Consider the following 25,348-nt stretch of genomic DNA (forward strand, 5'->3'; position numbering starts at 1 on the left):
CCGGAACCGGCACGTCGGTCCGAGGACGCAAGTTGCGCTGCGGGCCGTTAGCCGACGAAGTCGAGATCCGCAGGACTGGGGTTCTGCTCCGGGTATGCCGGACGCCGTCGTCCGCCCCGCTGCGCCGCGGCGCCGGCGAGGACGACGAGCAAGATGCCCAGGACCTGGATGGCCGAGGGTTGCTGGTGCAGGATGAGCAGTCCGAGGAGGACCCCGAGGGCTGGCTCGAGGGCCATCAGGGTGCCGAACGCTGTGGGCGTCATCCTGCGCAGGGCGAGCATTTCCAGCGCGAACGGCAGCACGGGCAACAGGATAGCGAGCCCGGCCGCAACGGCCAGGATCCCGAAGGTGAGGTGGCTGGCGGCCTGCGGAATGCCGACGACGGCTGCGGTGGACGCAGCGATCGGCACCGTCATTGAGAGCGCGCCGATTCCGGTGAAACGGTCCCCGATCCGTTGGGTGAGCAGGATGTAGGCGGCCCACCCGATCGCTGCCAGCGCGGCGAAGGTGACGCCGGTCAGGTTGAAGTCGCCCTGCCACGGTTCGGTGAGCAGAACGACGCCGAGCAGTGCCACAGCCGGCCAGATGAGCGCCTTCCTGTTGTGGCTGCGCACCGCGGCCACCGTCAGCGGTCCCAGGAACTCGATCGCGACGGCGGTGCCCAGCGGAATGTGCTCGATCGCGGCGAGGAACCCGATAGTCACCAGCCCCGTGGTAATGCCCAAACCGAGCAGCGGCAGCACGTCGCCTCGGCGGACGGAGCGCAGCGGCGGGCGGGCAATCGCCACGAGGATAATCGCTCCCATGCTGAGCCTGAGCCAGGCTGTTCCGGCCGGGCCCACGGCGTCAATCAGATCCACCGACAGGGCAGACCCCAACTGAACTGACAGGATCGCCGTCACGGCCAGCCCCCACGGCGGGACCGGGACGTTCAAAGCGTTTCGCAGGCCCATGTCAGTTCCCTTCATAGGCTGTAGGGGCCGCGGCTATCCGACGGCGGGCGATCCTGACGTCCGGACCAAGCCCCGCCAGCCGGTCGGCCAAGTCGTCGGCGGCGGCACCGAGTGCCTCATTGGTCATGGGTTGGAGGGCGTCGAGGATGAACAGTGCTGTTGTGGTGTCTTCGCGGAGTTGGGTTCTCCGGCCCTGGCGCCAGTTCCAGCGCCGGCAGGTAACGCCGGCGTCATCGCACCACACCACCTCGCCCGGATCCGGGTGCTCGATCATCTCAATGCCCCCCGCGGCGGTGTCAAACGCCTCCGTGCCGGCGGCCCGGAGAAGCCGGGGCGCACCGGCATAGCCGGTCAGGTCCTCGCCACCCAGCGGCACCTGATGCAGCACCGAGACGGCGTTGTAGAGGTCGGTAAGCCGGTTCACCCGGGGCAGACCGGACGCCGCGCGGCGCAACAAGGCCTCCAGGCTGTTGCGGGTGCGCTGCGGCTTGGCGCCGAACGACTTGTAAGCCTCGCGCCACGCAGCCACGTGCGGCAGATCCTCCACAGGCCGGGCGCTCAGGGCTTCGCGGGCCGAGGCCTCCGCTGCTTGGAGCAGCGTGTCACTGGCCTGATCGCTTGGCCCCGGGACAAGCCCGTCGACGGCCAGCAGGACGGCGCGGTAGTCCGGCCGCAGCGCGAACACTGCGGCATCGGCCCCGGCGCCTTTCAGAAACTCCTGAAGCGTTTCCAGATCACGCATCGGTCGCCTCCGGCCGGTGTCCTGATCCCACGCCCGGTTCAAAGACCGCCAGTGAGAAACGGGCCGGTTCCTTGCCCACGGCGCCATAAGAGTGCTCCACGTCGCCGGGAAAAGACACAGCGTCTCCGGCCTCGAGGATGAACGCCTCACCGGCAACCACAACGGAAATGGATCCCTCCTGGACCTGCAGCAGCTCCTTGGTCCCTGGTGAATGCGCTTCACTCCCGTGGGTATCCCCAGGGGCCATCGTCCAGTCCCAGAGTTCAACCACATCGGGCGACTCTGTCCCCGCCACCAGCACGCCGCGGCCACCGGCATCCGAACTCCACAACGCGGCACCCTCACCGCGGCGAGTGACCGTCACCGGCCTGGGGCGGGGGAGTTCAACCAGCGCCGGCAGTCCGACCCCGAGCGCGTCGCTGATCCTCAAAAGGGTCCCGACGCTGGGATTCGCAACGCCCTGCTCGACGTTGACCACCATCCGGCGGCTCACTCCGGCAACTTCGGCCAACTGATCAAGCGTCCAGCCCCGCGACTGCCGCTCCTGCCGCACCCGGCCGCCAATTGCTGCCGCGAGGGCAGATGTACTCTCATTCATAAGTGCATCATACTGCACTCAGAGTGCACTGTGCACGGACGAGCTGGTTAAGTAGCCGACGCCAGCTGTCCGCTGGGCAATACCCCATGAACGTCCATGAGACGCCGCCTGACTGACCATCCCGGCGCTCCCGGCGTTCAGCTCCAAGGTAGTGACACACGGCAAATTGGACACAGTTTCTGCCCATCCATTCGGCAGCAGCGCTGAGTCGCGGGAGCGTTTGCGGGTTTCCGTTCGCCGACGGTAGCCTCGGCCAGATGAACGGTGAAAGAAAGCCCATGTCGGAGTCGAACGGCCGAGCGAAGAGAAACGGGAGCACGGCATTCCTGCCGATCGGGGTCGTTTTCCTTGCCGTTGCGATCGCCATGATATTTCTGGGCACCACGGCTTGGATTGCGTTTCTCACTATGGGCATCACGCTCCTCATCCTCGGGATGCAGAAGCCCACAGGCAAAGATGCGCGTCCACCCAGCGAGACTTCGCAGGGCTGACGTCAACCGGCATCACCCCGCCGAATTGCGAGGCCCCGCCCCGCCATTTCGACCGGGGCGGGAGGGCCGGAATTGGGCTGGGCGTAGGGTGAAGCTAGACGAAAGGAGCACCACATGAAGAAAATTCTCATGGTACTGACCAGCGTTTCCGAGATCGGCGATACGGGCGAGAAGACCGGCTACAACGTGGCCGAGGCTGCACATCCCTGGAAGGTCTTCAAGGACTCCGGGCATTTCGTGGACTTCGCGTCCATCCAGGGCGGCCAGCCCCCGCGCGACGAGGTGGACTCAGACGATCCCATCCAGGTCGCCTTCACTGAGGACGAGACAACGCGCGCCGGACTCTACAACACTGCCCGCGTCGACGTCGTTGATCCCGAACAGTACGACGCCGTCTACCTCGTGGGCGGCCACGGCACCATGTGGGACTTCCCGGACAGCGAAGGCTTGCAGAATCTGGTGGCCAGCGTCTACAACGCCGGCGGCTTGGTGGGCGCGGTCTGCCACGGACCGGCCGGCCTGCTGAACGTGGAATTGGAGAACGGGCTTCGCCTCGTCGAGGGCCGGAAGGTGGCCGCCTTCACCAACGACGAGGAGGTTGCCGCAGGGAAGGACAAGGTCATCCCGTTCTATTTGGCAGACCGACTTGAGGAACAGGGTGCCACCCACGTCTCCGCTGGTGTCTTTGAGGAAAAGGTCGTGGTCGACGACCGGCTGGTGACCGGCCAGAACCCGGCCTCAGCCGCCGGCGTGGCCAAGGAGATGGAGAAGCTCTTCGCAGCGGTCATCCGCCAGGAAAAAGCAGAGGAACAGCACGAGACGGAGGCTCTGCGCGCCGAGAAGGACGCCGAGAAGAGCGCCAGGAAGGCTGCCGCAGAAGCGGAGCACTAACACCAATAGCGCACTGAGACTGACGGCCACTCCGACAACGGGGTGGCCGCCTCTCTGTCTGCCGCTGTTTTAGATGCCGCCGTACTCGTCGTCGGTGATGTGTTCGCCCCAGGTCGTGGTCTTGGACGGGTCTTCACCGTTTTGGAGCATGGCAATGTGTTCCATGAAGCAGCCGGGGGCGGCGGCGTGCCAATGCTCCTCACCGGGTGGGGTGTAGATCGTCTGGCCGGGGTGGACTTCGATGATCTTTCCGTCCCGGGTGCCGAAACGGCCTACACCTTGGGTGACGCGGAGGTACTGGCCGTGCCGGTGTGAGTGCCAGGCGGTACGTGCTCCGGGTGCGAAGCGGACGGTCGCGACCACCATCGTCTGGTCGCTCTCGTGGGGAAGAGCGATTGGATCCAGCCACACGTCGCCAGCGAATTGGGCCGGCGGGTTTTTGGTTGTCGGCACGTTGGGTTCGATGTTCATAATTTCCTTACTTGTTGTCTGTGAAAAGTTGCTTGGCGACGCCCATCGCAGACATGCCCTTTGGCCAGCCAGCGTAGAGCGTGACATGGGTGATGGCTTCGATGAGCTCCTCCTGGGCCACACCGTTTTCGACGGCGCGGCTGAGATGGAAACCTAACTGCTCGGTGTTTCCTCCAGCGGTAAGCACGGCTACCGTGATGAGGCTGCGATCGCGGGCGCTTAGTTCGGGCCGGTTCCAGACGTCCTCGAAGAGCATGTCGTCGGTGAGCTCGGCAAGCTTCGGGGCAAAGTCACCGAACATTTTTCGACCGCCTCCGAGCTGCTTGGGTTGGTCAGTCATGATGATCCTTCTTTCGGTTGCGTGGGATTTACCAGGTGGATGCGACGGTGCGTGCTATGACCCAATCGTCTCCATGGGGTTCGAACCAGGAACGCAACGTCAGTCGCCACGTGGACCTGGATCCCCAGATCGTGGCGTCGGTGAGGGTGCGGGCGGTCAAACCGGGCGTGGTCCCTTCCGCGCTGAGGGTGGCCTCGACTGTGTCCATCCGGTGGTACTGCATCTGCCCGGTTTCGATCGCATCGAGCCATTCGGACTTTGACTGCACGTATCCGGTCATGTGCGTAAGGGTGAATTCATCGGTCAGGATGCTGGCCAGCTCTGCCGCGTCCCCGGCGATTATCGCCTCGCAGAGGGCATCATGGAGCGCTCTCAGCGCCCCTGCGGTCACGTCTGTCACCGGCGCCGTGCCACTGTCGTCAGTTCGTGGGTACCGTAGCTGTTGTCGTCGGGGTTGACGGTCACTCCGGGCGCGACGAGTTGGTCGATGCGGTCCAGCACATCGGTCCTCAGCGTGATATCCGCGGCGGGCAGGTACGACTCGAGTTGTTCCATGGTGCGCGGTCCGACGATGGCTGCCGTGACGCCCGGGTGGTTTATCACGAAAGCGATGGCCAGTTCGATGAGGGTCAGGCCGTTTTGTTCGGCGAGCTGGGCAAGTTCTTCGACGATGTCGAGTTTTCGCCGGTTGGCTGGGCGGCTCATGTCGAAGCGGGCGTTCGGGCGTGCGGAGGAGGTGGGTGCGGACGCTGAGTCTTTTCGCCAGCGCCCTGAAAGCCACCCGCCGCTGAGCGGGCTGTAGGTAAGCGTGCCCATGCCGTGGCCTTGGACCGTAGGGAGAACGTCTTCTTCGATGCCGCGGACCAGGATCGAGTAGGGCGGCTGTTCGGTGACGAACCGTTCCAGGTTGCGTTCCCGGGATGCCCACTGGGCTTCGACGATCTGGGATCCGGAGTACGAAGACGAACCGATATAACGGACTTTGCCCTGGCGGACAAGGTCGGTGAGCGCGCCGAGGGTTTCTTCGACGTCGGTATCGGGGCTGGGCCGGTGGACCTGGTAGAGGTCGATGTAGTCGGTGTTGAGCCGGCGGAGGGAGTTTTCGACTGCTTGCATGATCCAGCGGCGGGATCCGCCGCGCTGGTTGGGGTCCTCGCTCATGGGCATGAAGAACTTGGTGGCGAGGAACACCTCGTCCCGGCGCCCGTCGAGTGCTTGTCCCACGATGTCCTCGGATGCCCCGCCCGAGTAGACGTCGGCGGTGTCGATGAAGTTGATGCCTGCGTCGAGGGCGCGGTGGATGATGCGGATGGAGTCCGCGGTGTCATTGTTGCCCCAGGAGCCGAACATCATCGCACCGAGACATAAGGGGCTGACCTGTACACCGGTGCGGCCCAAGGGGCGGTATTCCATGGTGGTTCCTTCTCTCTGTCTTAGGTTTCGGGGGCCTTAGGCTTCGGGTATGACCATGGCGAAGCGTTCCTCGCGGGCTTCGTCCGGGTCCGGACCGCTGCGGTTGCCGGTGTCGAGCGAGTCGATGGCGGCGAGTTCCTCGGTACTGAGTTCGAAGTCGAAGATGTCGAAGTTTTCGGCGATGCGTGCCGGGTTCGTCGATTTCGGGATGGCTGAGCGGCCGTGCTGCAGGTGCCACCGGAGCATGACCTGCGCTGGGGTCTTGCCGTGCGTCTGGCCGATGGCGGCGACCGTCGGGTCTTCCATTACGTTCCGGCGGTCCTCGCCCCACCCAGGGTAGAAGGTGATCCCGCCGATCGGTGACCATGCCTGGGTAAGGATCCCGTGCTGGGCATCAGCTGCCTGTACGCCCGGCTGGGTGAAGTAGGGGTGAAGCTCGACCTGGTTCACGGCCGGGACGACGTCGGTCGAGTCGAGCAGTTGCTTCAAGTGGTGCGGCATGAAGTTGCTGACGCCGATCGCCCGCACGCGCCCGTCAGCAAGCAGGGTCTCCAGCGCCCTATACGCGGCGATGGTTTTGTCGAACCGGTCGGGGGCGGGCTGGTGCAGGATGAACAGGTCCAGGTAGTCGACACCGAGCTTGCCCGCGGCTTTGTCCCAGGCATGCAAGGTCTGGTCATAGCCGTAGTCGCTGACCCAGACCTTGGTTTCGATGAACACCTCCGGGCGGTCAAGGCCGGAGGCGCGGATGCCCTGCCCGACTTCCCGCTCGTTGCCGTAGGCTGCGGCGGTGTCGATGTGCCGGTAGCCGGTTGCCAGCGCGGCCTCGACGGCGGCAGTGGTCTGCTCCGGGGCGCTTTGGAAGACGCCCAGGCCCAGGGCTGGCATTGTGACACCGTTGTTGAGGATCAGTTCCATGTTCATGCCTTTCACGGTATTGAGACGTACGGAATTTTGGGAGTGCACGTCATTACCCCCTTGAGGTGGATGGCTTTGCTGGTTCAACGGACCTCTTGGACCTGCGGTACGGGCACGGCCATCCGGGGTGCCCTGGTGCGGCGGGCGGCGACGGCCAGGGCAAGGAGCAGGAGAATGCTGCCTGTCGTGAGTGCAACGCTGACCTCCGAGGCCAGGTGCGCTACGGCAGAATCCGTAGTCGGGACGGTCGCTGCCGCCGCCACCGCGATGCCAAGCCCAAGGCAGGTGCCCACCTGGTGGAAGGTGTTTACCAGGCCCGATGCCGCTCCGGCGTCTGCCGCGGGGGCGCCAATGATGCCGAATGAGGTCAGTGGCGCAAACGCGAGTCCCTGGCCTGCGCCTATGAGGACCATCGGCAGGGCCACCCCGGTCAGGTATGCGGAGTCGACACCGACCCGACTGAGCCAGAACATACCGGCAAGGGTGACCAGGATGCCTGCCGTGAGTGGAATGGAACCCGGCATCCGGCCTGCCAGCCGCGGGATGCTCATTGCAACGGCGAAGTTGACCGCCGTCATCGGGAGGAATCCGATGCCGGCCTGCAGCGGGTCGAAGCCCAGCACTTCCTGCATGAACTGGGTGGTGAAAAAGAAGAATGCGATCATCGCGCCCAGATACAGAAAGCGGGCGACATAGGCACCGGTTCGGCGGCGGCTCCTGAACAGCCGCAACGGCATGATGGGCTGGGCGGCCCTGCGTTCGATCAGCACGAACATGATCAGGAGTACGACGCCGGCGCTGACGGTTGTGAGCGTGACCGGCGAGTCCCAGCCCGCAACAGCTGTGTTGATGATGCCGAACACGAGAGCGCCGACACCGAGGGTGGCGCTGAGCGCCCCGGACACGTCGAAGCGTCCGCTGGCGCGTCCGGTCTCGGGGAGGAATCGCGGTGCGAGTGCGATCATCGCGGCACCGATGGGTACGTTGACGAAGAACCCGGCACGCCAGGAGATCCAGTGGGCCAGCGCCCCGCCGATGACCAGGCCCAGGCTGGCACCGATCCCTGCGGTAGCACCGTACAAAGCGACGGCCCGGGTGCGCTCGCGGCCTTCTGGGAAGCTCGCCGTGAGCAGGGACAGCGAGGCGGGCGCGACGATCGCAGCCCCGATACCCTGCACGGCGCGGCCGGCGATCGCCCACCAGCCTGCCGGTGCCAGTCCGATCAGCAGCGACGCAATCGAGAACACCACCAGCCCGAACACGAAGACCCGCCGGCGTCCGAGGAGGTCTCCTGCCCGGGCTCCGAGGAGCAGCAGGCCGCCGAAGACCAGCGTGTAGGCATCCTGAACCCAGGTGAGCTCACCGGTGCTCAGCTGTAGATCTGCCTGCAGGCTGGGCAGGGCAGTGAAGATAACCGAGTTGTCCAGCAGGATCATGAAGTAGCTGACGAGGATGATCGCCAGGATCGCAGCCGGGTGGGAAGCGGTTGTAGGTTCAGGTTTCATGCTTTCAATGCAACCGTGATTCCTTACGGGCCGGGAGTCACGATCGTTCCGGGTAACGCCAGTGCCTCCCTCGTTCTGGGGCAGCGGCGTAGCGTGGAAGCCATGACACACAGTGACGACGTGCGGAAATTCCTGACCTCCCGGCGCGCAAGGATCACGCCGGATGAGGCCGGGCTGCCCGTTTACGGTGGCAACCGGCGCGTTAGTGGCCTGCGCCGCGAGGAAGTCGCGATGCTCGCCGGGATGAGCATCGATTACTACATACGCCTGGAGCGGGGAAACCTCTCCGGCGCCTCGGACAGCGTCCTTGAAGCCCTCGGGCGTGCCCTGAAGCTCGACGAGGCCGAAACGGCCCACCTATTTGACCTGGCCCGCGCCGCTACCGCCGCTCCCCGTGTGCGGCGCAAGCGCAGCCCGCAGTCGGTGCGGCCGAGCGTCCAACGCGTCATTGATGCGATCACGACGGCGCCGGCCTGGGTCCGCAACGACCGCGGGGATGTCCTCGCCGCCAACGAGTTGGGCCGTGCCCTCTATCTGGATTTGATGGCCGAACAGACCACCCCGCCGAACAGCGCACGCTTCACCTTCCTGAATCCGAAGGCACGGGAGTTCTTCGCCGATTGGGAACGCGCGGCGGACGACGTCGTCGCGGTGCTGCGCTCCACGGCCGGTAAAAACCCGTACGACAAGGACCTCACGGACCTGATCGGTGAACTCTCCACCAGAAGCGAGGAGTTCCGCACCCGGTGGGCCCGGCACGACGTGAAGTACCACCGCACCGGCCGAAAACGGCTCCACCACCCGATCGTTGGCGACTTGGACTTGAGCTTTGAGGCGTTGGAACTCCCCGCAGACCCGGGACTGCGCATCAACGTGTACACAGCAGATCCCGAGACACCCTCGGAGGACGCACTGAAAGTCCTCGCCAGTTGGGCCGCCACCCAGCGTGAAACGACAAAGGCCGCGGTCAAGGAGAATAAATGAGCCATCGACGCTTCACTGTCCTGATCGTCGGTGCCACCGGCAGCATCGGCAGCTACGCCGGGGCCCGGAATCCTAGAAGGAGTGCTCGGGGCCGGGGAACTGGCCCGAGCGGACGTCCTCGCCGTAGGCCGTGGCGGCATCGCTCAGCGAGGTGCGCAGGTCCGCGTACTGCTTGACGAACTTCGCCATCTTGCCGCCACGCAGGCCTGCCATGTCCTGCCACACCAGCACCTGGCCCGTGGTTGCGTTGCCTGCGCCGATCCCGATCGTGGGGACCGCCACCGCGGCATCAACCGCGGCCGCCGTCTCTGCCGGAACCATTTCCATCAGTACGCTGAACGCACCGGCGTCGGCCAGCGCGACGGCGTCGTCGATCAGGCGCTGGGCGTCGTCGCCGCGGCCCTGGACGCGGTAGCCGCCGAGGGCGTGCTCGCTCTGCGGGGTGAAGCCGATATGCGCCATGACGGGAATGCCGGCCTGGACCATGGCCCGGACGGTCTCGGCGTAAAACTTGCCCCCCTCAATCTTGACCGCGTGGGCGAGGCCCTCCTTGAGGAAGCGCACGCCGGTCGCCACCGCCTGCTGGGCGGACACCTCGTAACTGCCGAAGGGCAGGTCCGCCACCACCAGGGCGCGCCGGGCCGATCGGGTCACGGCGCGGCATAGTGGGATCAGCTCGTCCACGGTCACCGGGAGGCTTGTCTCGTTGCCGAAGACGTTGTTGGAGGCCGAGTCGCCCACCAGGAGGACCTCAATGCCGGCCTGGTCGAAGATTTCCGCCGTGTACTGGTCGTAAGCGGTGAGCATGGCGAAGCGTTCGCCGTTGAGCTTGGCCTGGTGGAGGTGGTGGGTGCGGATCTTGGCCAGCGGTTTCCGCGCGGAGTCCCAAGGTGCAGTGCCCGCGCTGGCGGCTGTCCCGGGAGAGCTGGCAGCCGGTCCGTTGCCGTAGGGGGCCGCAACTTCGGCGGGCGTGCTGGGATCGGGGCTGATGCTTGTGGCCATGGCATGAGCGTAGTGCGATACGGCGCGGACTAGCTACCGGGGTCCATGCCCGGATCCGGTGAATCGCGTCACACTGGCGGCGGCGGTGCCGCCGGTGTGCGAGGCGGACCGCCCGGCTCGGGCCGCTTATGTTAACGCTGTGTTACGCGGGGCAGCTGCGCCAGCAATCGGTGCCAATGATTAGTAAAGTGAACGGAGAGCAGCTGCGGGACCCATGCACGAAGGGCCTGGGGCACGGACGAATGAACCGGAAAGAGGCCACTATGGACCGCCAGCAAGAGTTTGTCCTGCGGACGATCGAAGAGCGCGACGTGCGGTTCGTGCGTCTGTGGTTCACCGACGTCGTGGGATCGCTGAAGTCGGTGGCGCTGGCCCCGGCCGAGGTGGAAGGCGCGTTCGAGGAAGGCCTCGGCTTTGACGGCTCCTCCATCGAGGGACTGGCCCGCGTCTTCGAATCCGACATGCTGGCCCAGCCGGACCCGGCCACCTTCCAGATCCTGCCCTGGCGTGGCGAGACAGAGGCGACGTCGCGGATGTTCTGCGACATCCTGACGCCCGACGGCGAACCCTCCGCGGCGGATCCGCGCAACGTGCTCAAGCGCAACCTGGCCAAGGCCGCGGATATGGGCTTCACCTGCTACACGCATCCCGAGATCGAGTTCTACCTGTTGAAGTCCCAGGCGCCGGGGCCCGACGGTGCGCCGGTACCGGTCGACGAGGGCGGCTACTTCGACCACGTCCCGGGCGGCGTGGCCCAGGACTTCCGCCGCACGGCCGTGACGATGCTCGAATCGGTGGGCATCTCCGTGGAGTTCAGCCACCATGAGGCCGGGCCCGGGCAGAACGAGATCGACCTGCGCTACGCGGATGCCCTGCAGACGGCGGACAACATCATGACGTTCCGGACCGTGATCAAGGAAGTGGCGCTGCAGCAGGGAACCTACGCCACCTTCATGCCGAAGCCGTTCACGGCCCACCCGGGCTCCGGCATGCACACCCACTTCTCGCTCTTCGAGGGCGACACCAACGCTTTCTATGAGGCCGGGGCCGAGTTCCAGCTCTCCGAGACCGCCCGGCAGTTCATCGCCGGCATCCTCAAGCACGCCCCCGAGTTCACCGCGGTGACTAACCAGTTCGTGAACTCCTACAAGCGCCTGTGGGGCGGGGGAGAGGCTCCGAGCTACCTGAGCTGGGGACACAACAACCGCTCCGCCCTGGTCCGGGTGCCGCTGTACAAGCCGGGCAAGGGCCAGTCAGCACGGATCGAGTACCGCGGCATCGACTCCGCGGCCAACCCTTACCTCGCGTACGCGGTGCTGCTCGGCGCCGGGCTCAAGGGCATCGAGGAGGGCTACCAGCTGCCCGCCGCGGCCGAGGACGACATCTGGTCGCTGAGCTCGGCCGAGCGCCGTGCCATGGGCCACGACCCGCTTCCGGCCAGCCTGCACGACGCCATCCGGTCAATGGAAGAGTCCGAACTCATGCCGCAGATCCTCGGCGAGCAGGTGTTCGAGCACTTCCTGCGCAACAAGCGGGCCGAATGGCAGGACTACCGTCTCCAGGTGACGCCCTACGAACTGCAGCGCAACCTCGGCATCCTCTAGGAGCCCCCGGTGAGCCTGGCACGACGCCTCATAGCCGCCGGCTTCAGTGATCTGGAGAAAGGCGAACGGTTCCTGGCCGCCCCGGAGCTGGAGGGGCTCGACCAGGACGTCCTGTTTGCCGGGCTGCAGCTCGCCGCGAACCCGGATACCGCCCTGCAGTCGCTGGTCCGGCTGATCGAGAAGCACCCTGCCCTCCGGAAGCTGGCGGCGGCGGACCTGGAGACGAGTGAACCGCTGTACCGCGTGCTCGGCGCCTCCGAGGCGCTGGGCGAGTTCCTGATCCGCCACCCAGAGCACCTTGACGCCTTCGAGGTGACGGCCAGCCCGGAGCCCCGGGCAGCGGACGCCGCGGTGCTCCGTGCCCGTCTGCTGCAGTCCGTGCGGGCCGATCCGAAATCCGCCCGGCCGGTCGCCGGCCTGGCCGGACAGGAGGGGTACGAAGCCCTCCGCACGGCCTACCGGCGCGGCCTGGTGGAACTGGCGGTGAAGGACCTCTGCGCTGCCGACCCGCTGGACTTCCTCCCCGCCGCCGGAGCCGAGCTGGCCGACCTCGCCGGCGCCGCCATCGAGGCCGCCCTCGCCGTGTCCCGGGCCGAGGCCGCCGGGCAATTCAGCGCCGCCGAAGTGGCCGACGTCGGACTGGCCGTGATCGGCATGGGCAAGTGCGGCGCCCGCGAGCTGAACTACATTTCCGACGTCGACGTCATCTACGTGATCGACTCCGGTGAGCTCGAAGATTCCCGCGCCAACACCATCGGCACCGCCCTCGCCACCGGGATCTCCCGGGCGATCATGTCCATCGGCCGCGAACCGGGGCTGTGGGAAGTCGATGCGAACCTGCGGCCGGAAGGAAAGTCCGGGCCGCTGGTCCGGACCCTGGCCTCGCACGAGAGCTACTACGCCCGCTGGGCCGAGAGCTGGGAGTTCCAGGCCCTGCTGAAGGCGCGGACCATCGCCGGAGATTCCGCGCTTGGGGCGCGCTACGAGGCCGCCGTCGCGCCGCTCATCTGGTCCTCGGCCGGCCGCGAGGGATTTGTGGAGTCGGTCCGCTCCATGCGCCGCCGGGTTACCGAGCACATTCCCGCCGAGGAGGAGCGGCGCCAGATCAAGCTGGGCCGCGGCGGACTGCGCGACGTGGAGTTCACCGTCCAGCTGTTGCAGCTGGTGCATGGAAAATCGGATGAATCGCTGCGCCACCGCGACACCACGTCCGCTATCGCCGCGCTGTCCGCCGGCGGGTACATCGGCCGCTCGGACGCCGCCGAGTTCGACCGGGACTACCGCTACCTGCGGCTGCTCGAGCACCGGATCCAGCTGTTCCAGCTGCGCCGCACCCACCTGATGCCGGTCCAGGAGGCCGCACTGCGCGCCCTGGCGAAAGCAGTCTTGGGTCCCTTCTCCAGTGAGCGGCCCCAGCCTGATGCCCTGATGGCCGCATGGCGCAAGACCAAGCGCTCGGTCCGGGAGCTGCACGACCGCATCTTCTACCGCCCGCTGCTGAACACCGCCGCGACGCTCAGCAGCGAGGAGGCCCGGCTGACCCCGGAGGCCGCCCAAGGGCGGCTCGCCGCGCTCGGTTACCTCGACCCGCAGGGCGCCATGCGGCACATCGAGGCCCTCACGGCCGGAGTCAGCCGCCGCGCGGCACTCCAGCGGCAACTGCTGCCGATCCTGCTGGGATGGCTGGCCGACGGCGTCGATCCCGACGGTGGCCTGCTCGCCTTCCGCCGCGTCAGCGAGGCGCTAGGCACCACGCACTGGTACCTCGGCCTGCTCCGGGACTCGACCGCGGCCGCTGAGCGGCTCTGCCACGTCCTGGCCAACTCCCGGCTGATTGCCGATCTCCTCGAGGTGTCGCCGGAATCCGTGGCCTGGCTCGGCTCGGACAAGGAGCTCGTGCCCCTGAGCTTTGAGGCGCAGTGGCAGGAGATCGCTTCGAAGATGTCCCGGCACGCGGAGCCGGAAAGCGCGATGCGCCTGATCCGGCTTATCCGCCGCCGGGAGATCCTGCGGACCGCCATCGCCGACAGCGCGGGGCTGCTGGACCAGGACCAGGTCGGCGCGGCCCTCGCCGACACCGACCGCGCGGCGGTGCTGGGGGCTCTGCGGGTGGCGGAAACCATGGTCACGGCCGGGGAGCCGCTCAAGACGCACGTGTTGGTTGTCGCCATGGGCCGGCAAGGCGGGCGCGAGATCGGCTACGGTTCGGACGCCGACGTCATGTACGTCCACCGGGGCCTGCCGGGGGTGCCCGATGAGGAGGCCCAGAACCAGGCCGCCCAGATTGTCGGCCGGCTCTCCACCCTTCTGACCCAGCCGCTGAAACCGGCCATCCTGGCCGAACGCGTGCTGATGGTCGACGCCGACCTGCGGCCCGAGGGCAAGAGCGGCCCGATGGTGCGCTCCCTGGAGTCCTACGCCGAGTACTACCGCCGGTGGTCGCTCATCTGGGAAGCCCAGGCCCTCTTGCGTGCCCGCCCGATGGCCGGTGACGACGAGCTGGCCCGCGACTTCGTGGCCCTCATCGACCCCATCCGCTACCCGGAGGAGCTCTCCGGGAGCGACGAACGCGAAGTCCGGCGCGTCAAGGCCCGGGTCGAGGCCGAACGGCTGCCGCGCGGGGCGGACCCTGCCCGCCACCTCAAGCTCGGCCGCGGCGGCCTGAGCGACGTCGAATGGCTGGCCCAGCTGATCCAGCTCCAGCACGCGGGCAAGCATCCGGAACTGCGGACCACCACCACGGTGGAAGCGCTGGAGGCGGCGGCCCGTCTGGGCCTGCTGGAGGAACCGGACGTCGAAGTCCTGCTCCGCTCCTGGCGGCTGGCGAGCCGGATCCGGTCGGCCAACGTGATCTGGACCGGCCGGGCCTCGGATCTGCTGCCGTCCTCGCGCCGCGATCTCGAGGCGGTGGCGCGCTGGTGCGGCTATGGACAGGGCAACGCGGCGGAGCTCGAGGAGGACTACCTGCGCCTCAGCCGGCGCGCCCGGGGCGTGTTCGAACGGGTTTTCTACGGTCAGTGACGCTGCCCCGCCCCCGGCCGCCCAAACCGGCGTTCGGGCCGTAACGGCTGACACGCCACGGCCCCGGTGCTACCTTGGGGCCCATGGCCAAGCAAATGTTCCTGAATCTTCCCGTCAAGAACCTCGACAAGACGGTGGAATTTTTCACCGCGCTGGGGTTTTCCTTCAACCCTGACTTTACCGATGAAAATGCCACCTGCATGATCGTCAACGACGGCGCTTTTGTGATGCTGCTGGTGGAGGAGTACTTCCGAACCTTCACCTCGAAGTCGATCGCCGACGCGGGCAGCACCACCGAGGCCATTCTGTCCTTCTCGCTGGAGAGCCGCGAGGCGGTGGACGAAATGGTCCGCAAGGCCCTGTCCTCCGGCGGGACCCCGTCCCAGGAGGCCCAGGACTACGGCTTCATGTACACGCACAGCTTTCAGGACCCTGACGGCCACCAGTGGGAAGTCTTCTGGATGGACCCGGCCGGACCGCCCAAGGATGCGGCCCTGTAGTCCGGCGGCCCGGTCCTCTGGCGGCGGACTGGGTACGATTCTGTTATGGCTGAAAACGTGTGGCTGCTGCCGCTGAAGGACCTCGACGACGACGCCCGCGCCATCAAGCTGGGGGAGATCGCGGAGCTGGAAGTGGCGGAGGACCAGGGCCGCTTCGTCGGGGATCCGCTGCGGATGATGCTGATCGCGCTGGAAGAGGAATCCCGCCATCCGTTTGCGGTGGACTCCGACGGGGCGGCCGTGGGCGTGCTGACGCTGCAGGCCGGTGCCGCCAGCCTCGCCGGGTGGCCGGACGATGACTCGGTATGGCTGCTCCGCGGCTTCCTGATTGACCGGAGGCACCAGGGCAAGGGCCTTGGGACCAGCGCCGCGGATGCCGCCGTCCGGGCCGCCGCCAAACTGACGGCTGCCCTCGGCGGGGACCAGACCGGCGTCGTGCTTTCCGTCAACGAAGTCAATCCGGCCGGCCGGGCCGCCTACCGAAAGGCCGGGTTCGAGGACCGGGGCCAGTACCTTGGCGGCGACTCCGGCCCGCAGCGGACCATGTACCGGGCCTTCTGACCCTCAAGCGCCTTGAATAAGGCACCGAGTGCGTCACAGCTCGTCAACTCTTGTTGACCCTGCCGGTGAGGTCAACTAAAGTTGACGCCAGGAGGTGTCCGGTGAAGACATTGATCGGTTCGATGGACGGCAAGGGCCCCGCGGAGGCTCTGTACGCGGTTGCGGAGCTCCACAAGGAATTGGCCCGCACCGAGACGGAAGTCGTGTTGCGCGCACGGCAGGCCGGACTGTCGTGGGAGGCCATCGCAACCTGCCTTGGCGTGAGCAAGCAGGCGGTGCATAAGAAGTACGGCAAGCGATGAACCCGGGCTTGTAGACTGCTGCGGTACGTGTCCCTCGACGATTAGGAGCAGTCAATGAACTACAGCGGAAGCCAGTCTGAGAAGGCCGTGCCGGCGGGTGAGCTTGATCGGCGTCATGTAGGCCAGACGCTTAGCTTTCAGTCCAATGATTTCACCGTGGTGTTCGGCACTATCGCCGGCATTGCCAAGACGGAGGCGCGGGTTTATTTGGCTCTCCTTGGGGTCGCGGGTGGCACGCACCTGAAGGATGAGTACGATCTGCCCGTTGATCAGGTGGTCTACTTGCAGCCAGATCCGCTGACCAGCGCGGAAAAGAGCCTGTCGGAGGCCGGGAAGATCGTAAAGGAAAAGATCGACGAAATCGCGAAGAACATTCGCGAGCGGCAACAGAAGCCCGATTCGGAGTAGGTGGCTGGCGCCGGCCACAGGTGGCCGGGCGCAAAAAGAGTCCGCACGCGCTGCCGTTGCCCGAAGGCTGGCAGCTCGTGCGGACTCTTCTGCACTCAACCGGGCGTGGCCCGGAGATGTGGCTGGAGGCCGTAGTGGCTAGACGCCGTAGTACAGCTCGAACTCGTACGGGTTCGGGCGCAGCGAGAGCGGACGGATCTCGTTCTCGTACTTGTACTCGATCCAGGTGTCGATCAGGTCCTGGGTGAAGACGCCGCCGGCCTGCAGGAACTCGTTGTCCTCGGCGAGGGCATCCAGGGCCTCCTCGAGCGTGCCCGGAGCCTTCGGGATGTCCTTGGCTTCCTCGGCGGGGAGCTCGTAGAGGTCCTTGTCGATCGGAGCGGGCGGCTCGATGCGGTTGCGGATGCCGTCGATGCCGGCCATCAGCTGGGCAGCGAAGGCCAGGTACGGGTTGGACGAGGGGTCCGGAGCGCGGAATTCGATGCGCTTGGCCTTCGGGTTGGAACCCGTGATCGGGATGCGGATACCGGCCGAGCGGTTGCCCTGCGAGTAAACCATGTTGACCGGAGCTTCGAAGCCCTTGACCAGGCGGCGGTAGGAGTTCACCGTCGGGTTGGTGAACGCAAGCACGGCCGAGGAGTGCTTCAGCAGGCCCCCGATGTACCAGCGGGCCATGTCGGACAGGCCGGCGTAACCCTTCTCGTCGTAGAACAGCGGCTCGCCGCCATTCCACAGCGACTGGTGGCAGTGCATGCCCGAGCCGTTGTCACCGAAGACCGGCTTCGGCATGAACGTGACGGACTTGCCCCAGGCGTCGGCGGTGTTCTTGATGACGTACTTGAACTTCTGCAGGTCATCTGCCGCGTGCGTCAGCGTGGTGAACTTGTAGTTGATCTCGGCCTGGCCGGCGGAGCCCACCTCGTGGTGGCTGCGCTCAACCTCAAGGCCGGCCTCGTCCAGGGCGATGCACATGGCATCGCGGAGGTCGGCCTGCTTGTCGGTGGGGGAGACCGGGAAGTAACCGCCCTTGATGGGGGTCTTGTAGCCGAGGTTTCCGCCTTCTTCTTCGCGGCCCGTGTTCCAGTGGGCTTCCTCGGAATCGATCTTGTAGAAGCTGCCCTGCGGGGACGACTGGTACTGCACGTTGTCGAAGACGAAGAACTCGGCCTCCGGCGCAAAGAACGCGGTGTCAGCGATGCCCGTGGACGCGAGGTAGGCCTCTGCCTTCTCGGCCACGCCGCGGGGATCGCGGTGGTAGGGGTCGCCGGTCCGCGGGTTCACGATCGAGAAGTTCAGCGCAAGGGTCTTCTCCAGGCGGAACGTGTCGAGGAAGGCCGTGGTGACGTCCGGGATGAGCTGCATGTCCGACTCGGCGATGCCCTGGAAGCCGCGGATGGAGGATCCGTCGAAAAGCTGGCCGTTGACGAAGAAGTCCGCGTCAACACTCTTGGCGGGCACATTGAAGTGCTGCTGAACGCCGGGGAGGTCGGTGAAGCGGATATCGACGAATCGTACGTCTTCGTCTTTGATGAACTTGAGGACTTCGTCCGCAGTCTTGAACATCTATGCTCCTTACGCATATGAAAGATCTGGCCGTCAGGGCCATGTGGTCCAGCGCAGTCCGACAGCGGGGAGAACGAAAAGTCCGCCCCGCTCCTATGCCGCCAGCAACTGTTACCACCCTAAGGACATGGGATTTCACTCCGGTGTCCGCTTTGTTTCGGGCACGTTACAGAATACCCGGACATGTAAACGGTAGTCGGCGTCCACAGTGTGACCAATCCGGTTCCACAGTGTGGCCATTCAAAGTCCACTCCGTGAACAGCGAGGAGAGGCCTGCTTTCCCCGATAGTCTTGGAGGGTGGTTGATCGCAAAGACATAGGCTCATGGCTCAGCGGGCCGGACACGTCCGGCATCTCGAAGTACCCGGGGGAGCGGCTGGGCCTGCCCGAGGCCGGCCCCGGCTCGATCGCCCGCGCCGGCCGCCGTATCCTTGCCATCTGCATCGACTGGGGCATTGCCCTGCTCATCAGCAACTACGCCTTCGCCGGGAACCCGTGGGCCACGCTGGCGGTGTTCGCCGCAGAGCAGGCGCTGCTGATCGGCACGCTCGGCTACAGCATCGGGCACCGCATCCTGGGGATCCACGTGGTCCGGATCGGCGGCGGCCCCGCAGGTCCACTGCCTGCCCTGGTCCGCAGCCTGCTCCTGTGCCTCGTGGTCCCCGCCGTCATTTTCGACCCGGACCAGCGCGGCCTGCACGACAAGGCCATGAACACGGTGCTGGTCCGGATGTAACTTTTCGACGGCGGCCGGGCCCCCCGTTGGTCTCACTCCCCGGCACTGGAAGCTTCCGCGAGCCCCGCGCGAGTGTTCGGCGATTCCACCATTTGCCCAATATGGCCGCTATGCACACCTGCATTGCGGCCATTTGCGTCAACTGGGCGTTAACGGCGGAGCAATGCGCTGGGCTGCGCTCCCGGAATGTGGCTTTCGACGGCGGAGGGTTGCCCTCTGTCTTAGCAAGGCATTGCCGACGTGCCTCAAGCTCCTGCGATTTGCCAGTAATGGCCGGGAGGAGTCCGCCATTTGCCAAATGTGGCCGCTATGCACACCTGCATAGCGGCCATATTCGTCAAGCGGCCATATTCGTCACGCGGGCGTGGCGGGCGGGCGGGCGGTTGGTTGGGTTGCACACCCGCTGCGGGCCGCTAAACGCCCACGGTTTCCTCGACTGGCTGCCCGGCCGCTGCTGCCGGCGTGAGGAATCCGCGTCGGCCTGCCCAGCGTTCAAACCACACGGTGGCAAACGGAACGACGGCGGAGAACCCGGCGAACAGCGCCACCCGGAACGGCCAGCGCTGCAGCCGCCAGAGGACCAGGGCGGTAACGCCGTAGGCGAGAAAGAACGCCCCGTGGACTGGCCCGGCAATTTCCACGCCCAGCTCCGTGGTCCGGGTGACCCATTTAAAGAACATGCCGACCAGCAGGGCGGCCCAGCTGCAGGCCTCGGCGACGGCGAGGACGCGGAAGACGCGGATCGCGGCCGGCGTGGAGGGCAGTTTCATGGAAGTCTCCGGATTCTGGCCCGCAGGACGGGCAGGGGGTTGGGTCGGCGTCTTGCTTTGCGCCGGGAAAGGCTTGGGCTCGTGTGATAACGGAATCGCCCCGGTTCAGCCTGGAAGGCGGTAACCGGGGCGACTCCTGAAGTTGTGTGCCTGGTGCTGCGCAGGCTAGCGTCCGCGGGAGGCCTTGCGGTCCGGGCGGGCCTTGTAGGGATCGATGCCCTTCGGGATCGGCAGGCGGCTTCCGAGCGATGAAATGCGCTTGGACACGGCGTTGACCTCGATCTTGGTCAGTTCGTTTTTCAGCTTGTTCATCTTCTTGGCGACCTGGCTGATCGGCACCTGGCCTTCGCCGCGGCCGGTTTCAATCACGTGGATGGTGACATTGGGCAGGATCCGCGCGAGTCGCTTGCGTTCGGCGTCGACCAGCGGCTTCACCCGGGCAGTGGGGCCTTCGCTGACCAGCACGACGCCAGGCCGGCCGATGGCGCGGAAGACGGCATCCTGGGTCCGCGGGTTCACGGCGACCGGCTGCTCTTCGACGATCCAACCCCGCTTGAGCGTGCCCAAGGCCGCACCGGAGGCACCGGGCTGGTTTTCAATCTGCGCGAAGGCGGCGCGCTCCGCCCGGCGGGACAGGATCAGGGTGGCGGCAAGGACACCGAGGGCGATGCCGATGATCAGGCCGGTGATCCAGTTTTCCAGCAGGAAGCCGACCAGAAGGCTGACAGCCACGACACCCAGGAAGGCCAGCAGCATGAGCCACGGCACCATCGGATCGTGGCGCCGGGTCATCTGGAAGACCTCGCCGATCTGCTTCAGCCGGCTCGGCTTCTTGACCTTCGCTACCTTGGGCTTACGGGAGAAGAGGCCGCGCTTCGGAGCGTCGGCAGCCGGAGTGGACGTGCTGGAATCAGAGGAATTCGCCATAGTGCATTAATTCTACGCGATTGAAGGCAAAGGGCCGGACGCCGGAGTGCTCCGGTGCCGGCCCTCTGTAACAGTTCTAACGGTTGCGGTCAGGAGTGTGCCGCGAGCAGTGAGCTGGCTTCCTGGCGGGTGCTGCCGGAGCTTTCGATGTGCGCGAGCTCGGCGGGGATTTCCCAGCCCTTCTTGCGCATCGCGGTGGCCCAGAGCCGGCCGGCGCGGTAGGAGGACCGCACCAGCGGACCGCTCATGACGCCGAGGAAGCCGATCTCGTTGGCTTCGTGCTGGAGGTCAACGAATTCCTGCGGCTTGACCCAGCGGTCCACCGGCAGGTGCCGCTCGCTCGGGCGCAGGTACTGGGTGATGGTGATCAGGTCGCAGCCGGCCTCGTGCAGGTCCCGCAGCGCCTCGGAGATTTCCTCACGCGTTTCGCCCATGCCCAGGATCAGGTTGGACTTGGTCACCATGCCCAGCTTGCGGCCCTGCGTGATCACGTCCAGGGAGCGGTCGTAGCGGAACGCCGGCCGGATGCGCTTGAAGATCCGCGGGACGGTCTCGACGTTGTGGGCGAACACCTCGGGCTTGGAGTCGCAGATCGCCGCGATGTGCTCCGGTTTGCCGGAGAAGTCCGGGATCAGGAGTTCGACGCCGGTGCCCGGGTTGAGCTCGTGGATCTTGCGGACCGTTTCGGCGTAGAGCCAGACGCCCTCGTCGGCGAGGTCGTCGCGGGCCACTCCGGTGACCGTGGCGTAGCGCAGCTGCATGGCTTGGACGGAGCGGGCCACCTTGGTGGGTTCGAACATGTCCACCGGGGAGGGCTTGCCGGTATCGATCTGGCAGAAGTCGCAGCGGCGGGTGCATTCGGACCCGCCGATCAGGAAGGTCGCTTCCTTGTCTTCCCAGCACTCGAAGATGTTGGGGCAGCCGGCCTCTTCACAGACAGTGTGGAGGCCCTCCTTCTTGACCAGGTTCTTGAGCTGCACGAACTCCGGGCCCATCTGGACCTTGGCCTTGATCCATTCCGGCTTACGTTCCACCGGTGTGGCCGCATTTCGCTGCTCGATACGCAGCATCTTCCGGCCTTCTGGTGCCAGTGTCACAGTAGAGCTCCTTCATGGGTTGCAACTAGGGCTTCTTCATTGTTGCGCAGTTCTTCGATGATCCGCGACACGAGGTCGACCGGGGGAACGTCCCTGCCGATCTCCTGCTCGATCGTGGTGACACCGGCGTCGGTGATTCCGCAGGCAATGATCTGGCCATAGGGCGCAAGGTCGTTGTTGCAGTTGATCGCGAAACCGTGCATGGTCACGCCGTCGTGGACCCGGATGCCGATGGCCGCGATCTTCCGGGCGGGGCCCTTCTCATCCTGTTCGATCCACACGCCCGCGCGGCCCTTCATCCGTACGGCGTCGATGCCGTAGTCGGCGAGCACGGCGATGATGACGGACTCCAGGCGCTCCACGTAGTCGCGGATGCCTGCCCGGTTCCTGAGCTTGATGATGGGGTAGCCCACCAGCTGTCCGGGCCCGTGCCACGTGAGTTTGCCGCCGCGGTCCACGGGAACCACCGGCGTTCCGTCAAAGGGGCGTTCGTGGTCCTCGGTGCGTTTACCGGCCGTATAAACGGCGGAGTGTTCGAGCAGCAGGACGGTGCTGGGCGCGGTCCCGGCGACGACTTTTTCGTGGAGTTCGCGCTGGAGATCCCAGCCGCGCGAGTAGTCAACGAATTCCGGGGCGAGACCCAGCTGGAGGAACTGAAGAGTCATGGCATCCAGCTTAGTCCTCGCCCGCGGCCCTGCCCGCTTGTGTGCTTAAGCTCTCACACCTGTGGATAACTTCTGCGGGAATCCGCGGATTCGGCTATTCCTTGGGTATGGAGGATTTCGCCCGGCCCGGTGCTGAGCCGCCCGCCGTTCCCGGTTACGACGTCGGCCGCTGCCTGGGCCGCGGCGGAAGCGCCACCGTCTGGCTTGCCACGGAGAGATCCACCGGCCGCGACGTTGCGCTCAAATGCTTCGCGCCCGGCGGCGGAGCCACGGGAGAGGGGACGGAGCCGGAAGCGGATCTGCGGCGCGAAGTCCGGATCCTGTCCGCCCTGAACCACGACCACCTGGTCAGGGCGCACGCGGTCGTGCGGCTGGACTGGGCCCAGGAGTCCCCCGCCGGCGGGGGTAAAGGGCTTGGCCTGGTGCTCGACTATGCCCCCGGCGGCTCGTTGGCAGCGCTCGTGGCGGCCCGCGGACGGCTGAATGCCGGGGAGACGGTGACGGTCCTGACTCCGATCGCGCAGGCCCTGGCCTACCTGCACACGCACGGCGTCACGCACGGTGACCTCGCCCCCGGCAATGTGCTGTTCTCGGCGCACGGCAAGCCACTGCTGGCCGATCTGGGGGTCGCCCGGATGGTGGCGGATGCCGCCACGACGGCCGAGCACGGCACGGATGGCTTCCGCGACCCGGCGCCGGTGGACGCCATGCGGGCCGGGCTGCAGCCGGAACGGGACGTCTATTCCCTTGCCGCCCTCGGCTGGTACTGCCTGTCCGGACGCGCCCCCGAACCGGGGGACCGGCGTCCACCGCTGCCCTTGCTGGTGCCGGGGGTGCCGGCCGCCCTGGCCGCAGCCCTGGAGGCAGGCCTTGGAGAGGACCGGCGGCTCCGGCCGACGGCCGCCGAGCTGGCCACTGCGGTCTACCGCAGCGCCGCGGCGGAGCCCGTGGACCTGTCCGGCTCGGTCCACCCGACGGTGATCCCGGAACTGCTCACCCGGCATGCCCCGCCCCGCACTCCGCGGGAACTCCGGGCGCAAAGACTCCACGGCTGGTCCCGCCACATCACCCGCAGGATCCGGCGGAACCCGGCAGCGGTTCCGGTCCGGGCGGCCGCGCCGCCCCGCCCAGCGGCAAGGCACGCGGCCGGCCGGAATCCGGACGGCCACGGCAGGTCGGGGAGTGCGCGTGCCGGCCGCGTCGTGCTCCGGCTTATATCCGCGGTGCTCGCGCTGGTGATGGTCCTCGCCGGCGCCTCGCTGCTGGCCGGCGCCCGGCTGCCCTGGCCGTTCCCTGCGGCCCCCACCCCCGGTCCGGAGCAGGCCGCGGAGGGGCGTTCCTCACCAGCGCTGCCCGGCGCTGCGGCCCCGGAGGCCGCGGCGCCCGCCGCGATCCCGCAGGACATCCAGGCCCTGCTCCGTTCAGAGGATCCAGCCGAGGCGGTCCGCGGCTTGGCCCGGCTCCGCTCGCTGGCCCTCAACTCCGGGGACCTGCACCTGCTGGACGAGGTCAATGCACCGGAGTCCCCGGCTGCGGACGCGGACGGCAGGATCGGCGCCCGGCTGCGGCAATCCGGCCATGTGCTGACAGGCTTCTCCAGCGTGCTGGGCGCTGTGGAACGCGCCACGGACAGCGGCCCGTTGCGGACTGTTCTGGCTGTCAGGGTCGCGCAGTCCGCGTACCAGGAGCGGGACGCGCGGGGTGCCATCGTGGCCGAGGCCGGCGCCGCCGACGAGCAGCGGCTCCGGCTGGTACTCGTCCCGGTCAACGGCCGGTGGCGGATCCACGAGATCCTCCCCGGACGCCCGTCACCGGGCTAGCGGGGGCCTGGCACCGGGTTAGCGGACGCCCGGCACCGGGTTAGCGGGGGCCGGCACCGGGTTAGCGGACGCCCGGCACCGGGCTAGCGGGCGGCTCGCGACGGAAGCAGCCAGGCGGGCCAGGCACGCCGGCAGGCCAGACAGAGGTCAGGCCTCCGGGCCGCTGCCTGCCACCCACGCGGCTGCCTGGGCCAGGGACGGGTGCTGCCACTCAAAACCGGCTTCGCTGAGTATTGCCGGCTCAAGCCGCTGGCTCGCCAGCAGGAGTTCCTCCGCGAGCTTGCCCATCACCAGCCGCAGAACCGGCGCCGGTACCCGCAGCACCGCCGGCCGGTGCAGCGCCCCGGCAAGTTGCGCGATTAAAGAGTTCACGTCCGCGCTTTCCGGCGCGCATACATTCACCGGGCCGGACAGCGGCGTCCTGAGCAGGAATTCGAACGCGCCGGTCACATCGGGCAGCGTAATCCAGGGCCAGTACTGCCGGCCGTTGCCGAGAGGCCCGCCGACGCCGAGGCGCAACAGCGGCAACAGCCGGCCCAGCGCCCCGCCGGAGCGGCTCAGTACGACGCCGGTGCGGGGCGTGACCACGCGGACGCCGGAGGGTGCCTCGTGCGCAGCAGCCTCCCAGTCCACACAGAGCCTTGCCAGAATGCCACCGCCGGCGGGCGCGTTTTCCCGGAGCACCACCGGGCCTGCGTCGTCGTAATAGCTGGAGCCGGACTGGCTGAGGAACACGGCGGGCGGCTTCTCCTGCCGGGCCATTGCCGCCGCCAGGGTCCGTGTCGGGCCCAGCCGTGAGCTGCTGAGTTCGTTGATGCGTGCCCGGGTCCAGGGCCGGTCGCCGATTCCGGCACCGGAGAGGTTGACCACCGCATCTGCTCCGCGGAGGGCAGTCTCATCGATGCGGCCCTCGGCCGGGTTCCAATGAAACTCGGCCGGGGAGGCGGGCGGCCGCCGGACAAGGGCACAGACGTCGTGCCCGGCGTTGCGCAGGGCACGGGAAAGGGCGGTTCCGATCAGCCCGGAGGCTCCGGCGACAATGATTCGCATGATCCATCTCACCATG

General features: G+C 66.8%; 27 protein-coding genes. 11 read left to right on the top strand and 16 right to left on the bottom strand.

Features of this window, described 5'->3' with window-relative positions:
• Positions 1–47: 47 nt before the first annotated feature.
• From OM977_RS07615 to OM977_RS07625, 3 genes are read right to left on the bottom strand one after another with little or no spacing between them, the layout of a single operon-like run.
• Positions 48–953, bottom strand: coding sequence for an EamA family transporter (locus tag OM977_RS07615; RefSeq protein WP_264356884.1), 906 nt, complete (start codon positions 951–953; stop codon positions 48–50).
• A gap of 1 nt (position 954) precedes the next feature.
• Entirely contained in the window at positions 955–1,695 is a 741-nt protein-coding gene (locus tag OM977_RS07620; RefSeq protein WP_264356885.1) for a B3/B4 domain-containing protein, read from the bottom strand.
• Positions 1,688–2,293: a helix-turn-helix domain-containing protein gene (locus tag OM977_RS07625; RefSeq protein ID WP_264356886.1), complete on the bottom strand. Its 606-nt coding sequence runs from the start codon at positions 2,291–2,293 to the stop codon at positions 1,688–1,690. The genes OM977_RS07620 and OM977_RS07625 overlap by 8 nt, the downstream gene beginning before the upstream one ends.
• A 278-nt stretch (positions 2,294–2,571) precedes the next feature.
• On the opposite strand from OM977_RS07625, the gene OM977_RS07630 reads away from it, so the two are divergent.
• Together OM977_RS07630 and OM977_RS07635 are read left to right on the top strand one after the other, a co-directional pair.
• Positions 2,572–2,784 carry a hypothetical protein gene (locus tag OM977_RS07630; RefSeq protein ID WP_264356887.1) on the top strand — a complete coding sequence of 71 codons (213 nt, stop codon included), beginning with the start codon at positions 2,572–2,574 and terminating at the stop codon, positions 2,782–2,784.
• A gap of 114 nt (positions 2,785–2,898) precedes the next feature.
• Positions 2,899–3,675 (top strand): type 1 glutamine amidotransferase domain-containing protein, encoded by a 777-nt coding sequence (locus OM977_RS07635; RefSeq protein WP_264356888.1) that lies wholly within the window; start codon positions 2,899–2,901, stop codon positions 3,673–3,675.
• Between the two features lie 69 nt (positions 3,676–3,744).
• Here OM977_RS07635 and OM977_RS07640 read toward each other — a convergent pair whose 3' ends face one another.
• From OM977_RS07640 to OM977_RS07665, 6 genes are all read right to left on the bottom strand, one after another.
• Positions 3,745–4,146, bottom strand: a complete 402-nt coding sequence (locus OM977_RS07640; RefSeq protein WP_264356889.1) for a (R)-mandelonitrile lyase — start codon at positions 4,144–4,146, stop codon at positions 3,745–3,747.
• A gap of 7 nt (positions 4,147–4,153) precedes the next feature.
• Positions 4,154–4,486, bottom strand: coding sequence for a carboxymuconolactone decarboxylase family protein (locus tag OM977_RS07645; RefSeq protein ID WP_264356890.1), 333 nt, complete (start codon positions 4,484–4,486; stop codon positions 4,154–4,156).
• A 28-nt stretch (positions 4,487–4,514) separates the two neighbouring features.
• Positions 4,515–4,886: a nuclear transport factor 2 family protein gene (locus OM977_RS07650; protein ID WP_264356891.1), complete on the bottom strand. Its 372-nt coding sequence runs from the start codon at positions 4,884–4,886 to the stop codon at positions 4,515–4,517.
• Positions 4,883–5,899 (bottom strand): aldo/keto reductase, encoded by a 1,017-nt coding sequence (locus OM977_RS07655; protein ID WP_264356892.1) that lies wholly within the window; start codon positions 5,897–5,899, stop codon positions 4,883–4,885. Before OM977_RS07655 ends, OM977_RS07650 begins: the two co-directional genes overlap by 4 nt.
• Positions 5,900–5,935: 36 nt before the next feature.
• Positions 5,936–6,817, bottom strand: a complete 882-nt coding sequence (locus OM977_RS07660) for an aldo/keto reductase (RefSeq protein ID WP_264357346.1) — start codon at positions 6,815–6,817, stop codon at positions 5,936–5,938.
• An 83-nt stretch (positions 6,818–6,900) separates the two neighbouring features.
• Complete coding sequence (locus tag OM977_RS07665; RefSeq protein ID WP_264356893.1) at positions 6,901–8,322, bottom strand: MFS transporter; 1,422 nt, start codon at positions 8,320–8,322, stop codon at positions 6,901–6,903.
• Between the two features lie 102 nt (positions 8,323–8,424).
• Here OM977_RS07665 and OM977_RS07670 point away from each other — a divergent pair, with 102 nt between their 5' ends.
• Positions 8,425–9,306 (top strand): helix-turn-helix transcriptional regulator, encoded by an 882-nt coding sequence (locus tag OM977_RS07670; protein ID WP_264356894.1) that lies wholly within the window; start codon positions 8,425–8,427, stop codon positions 9,304–9,306.
• Positions 9,307–9,378: 72 nt separating this feature from the next.
• Here OM977_RS07670 and panB read toward each other — a convergent pair whose 3' ends face one another.
• A complete protein-coding gene (panB, locus tag OM977_RS07675) occupies positions 9,379–10,308 on the bottom strand; it encodes a 3-methyl-2-oxobutanoate hydroxymethyltransferase (protein WP_264356895.1) in 930 nt (309 codons plus the stop codon).
• A 263-nt stretch (positions 10,309–10,571) separates the two neighbouring features.
• On the opposite strand from panB, the gene glnA (OM977_RS07680) reads away from it, so the two are divergent.
• The 6 genes from glnA (OM977_RS07680) (at position 10,572) to OM977_RS07705 (ending at position 16,704) form a co-directional block, all read left to right on the top strand.
• Positions 10,572–11,912 (top strand): type I glutamate--ammonia ligase, encoded by a 1,341-nt coding sequence (gene glnA, locus OM977_RS07680; RefSeq protein ID WP_264356896.1) that lies wholly within the window; start codon positions 10,572–10,574, stop codon positions 11,910–11,912.
• Between the two features lie 9 nt (positions 11,913–11,921).
• A complete protein-coding gene (locus OM977_RS07685) occupies positions 11,922–14,933 on the top strand; it encodes a bifunctional [glutamine synthetase] adenylyltransferase/[glutamine synthetase]-adenylyl-L-tyrosine phosphorylase (RefSeq protein ID WP_264356897.1) in 3,012 nt (1,003 codons plus the stop codon).
• Positions 14,934–15,016: 83 nt separating this feature from the next.
• Positions 15,017–15,433: a VOC family protein gene (locus OM977_RS07690; RefSeq protein ID WP_264356898.1), complete on the top strand. Its 417-nt coding sequence runs from the start codon at positions 15,017–15,019 to the stop codon at positions 15,431–15,433.
• 45 nt (positions 15,434–15,478) lie between these two features.
• On the top strand, positions 15,479–15,994 hold the full coding sequence (locus OM977_RS07695) for a GNAT family N-acetyltransferase (RefSeq protein ID WP_264356899.1): 516 nt from the start codon (positions 15,479–15,481) through the stop codon (positions 15,992–15,994).
• A gap of 101 nt (positions 15,995–16,095) precedes the next feature.
• Positions 16,096–16,296: an AsnC family protein gene (locus tag OM977_RS07700; RefSeq protein ID WP_442960707.1), complete on the top strand. Its 201-nt coding sequence runs from the start codon at positions 16,096–16,098 to the stop codon at positions 16,294–16,296.
• Between the two features lie 54 nt (positions 16,297–16,350).
• Complete coding sequence (locus OM977_RS07705; protein ID WP_264356900.1) at positions 16,351–16,704, top strand: hypothetical protein; 354 nt, start codon at positions 16,351–16,353, stop codon at positions 16,702–16,704.
• Between the two features lie 138 nt (positions 16,705–16,842).
• Here OM977_RS07705 and glnA (OM977_RS07710) read toward each other — a convergent pair whose 3' ends face one another.
• Positions 16,843–18,267 carry a type I glutamate--ammonia ligase gene (gene glnA, locus OM977_RS07710; RefSeq protein ID WP_264356903.1) on the bottom strand — a complete coding sequence of 475 codons (1,425 nt, stop codon included), beginning with the start codon at positions 18,265–18,267 and terminating at the stop codon, positions 16,843–16,845.
• Positions 18,268–18,565: 298 nt separating this feature from the next.
• On the opposite strand from glnA (OM977_RS07710), the gene OM977_RS07715 reads away from it, so the two are divergent.
• Positions 18,566–19,003 (top strand): RDD family protein, encoded by a 438-nt coding sequence (locus OM977_RS07715; RefSeq protein WP_264356904.1) that lies wholly within the window; start codon positions 18,566–18,568, stop codon positions 19,001–19,003.
• Positions 19,004–19,416: 413 nt separating this feature from the next.
• On the opposite strand, the gene OM977_RS07720 is transcribed toward OM977_RS07715, so the two are convergent.
• The 4 genes from OM977_RS07720 to lipB all read right to left on the bottom strand — a co-directional run bounded on the left by OM977_RS07720 (position 19,417) and on the right by lipB (position 22,462).
• Positions 19,417–19,773 carry a DUF3817 domain-containing protein gene (locus tag OM977_RS07720; protein ID WP_264356905.1) on the bottom strand — a complete coding sequence of 119 codons (357 nt, stop codon included), beginning with the start codon at positions 19,771–19,773 and terminating at the stop codon, positions 19,417–19,419.
• A gap of 165 nt (positions 19,774–19,938) precedes the next feature.
• The gene (locus tag OM977_RS07725; protein ID WP_264356906.1) at positions 19,939–20,700 is read right to left on the bottom strand and encodes a DUF4191 domain-containing protein; all 762 of its coding nucleotides are present in this window, start codon (positions 20,698–20,700) and stop codon (positions 19,939–19,941) included.
• An 89-nt stretch (positions 20,701–20,789) separates the two neighbouring features.
• Positions 20,790–21,797 (bottom strand): lipoyl synthase, encoded by a 1,008-nt coding sequence (lipA, locus tag OM977_RS07730; protein ID WP_264356907.1) that lies wholly within the window; start codon positions 21,795–21,797, stop codon positions 20,790–20,792.
• Positions 21,794–22,462 (bottom strand): lipoyl(octanoyl) transferase LipB, encoded by a 669-nt coding sequence (lipB, locus tag OM977_RS07735; RefSeq protein ID WP_264356908.1) that lies wholly within the window; start codon positions 22,460–22,462, stop codon positions 21,794–21,796. The genes lipA and lipB overlap by 4 nt, the downstream gene beginning before the upstream one ends.
• Before the next feature lie 107 nt (positions 22,463–22,569).
• On the opposite strand from lipB, the gene OM977_RS07740 reads away from it, so the two are divergent.
• Positions 22,570–24,282 carry a serine/threonine-protein kinase gene (locus tag OM977_RS07740; RefSeq protein WP_264356909.1) on the top strand — a complete coding sequence of 571 codons (1,713 nt, stop codon included), beginning with the start codon at positions 22,570–22,572 and terminating at the stop codon, positions 24,280–24,282.
• A 147-nt stretch (positions 24,283–24,429) separates the two neighbouring features.
• Here the strand turns inward: OM977_RS07740 and OM977_RS07745 are convergent, their stop codons facing one another.
• Entirely contained in the window at positions 24,430–25,332 is a 903-nt protein-coding gene (locus OM977_RS07745; RefSeq protein ID WP_264356910.1) for a TIGR01777 family oxidoreductase, read from the bottom strand.
• Between the last annotated feature and the right edge of the window lie 16 nt (positions 25,333–25,348).

This window comes from Pseudarthrobacter sp. MM222, assembly GCF_947090775.1.
GTDB lineage: Bacteria > Actinomycetota > Actinomycetes > Actinomycetales > Micrococcaceae > Arthrobacter.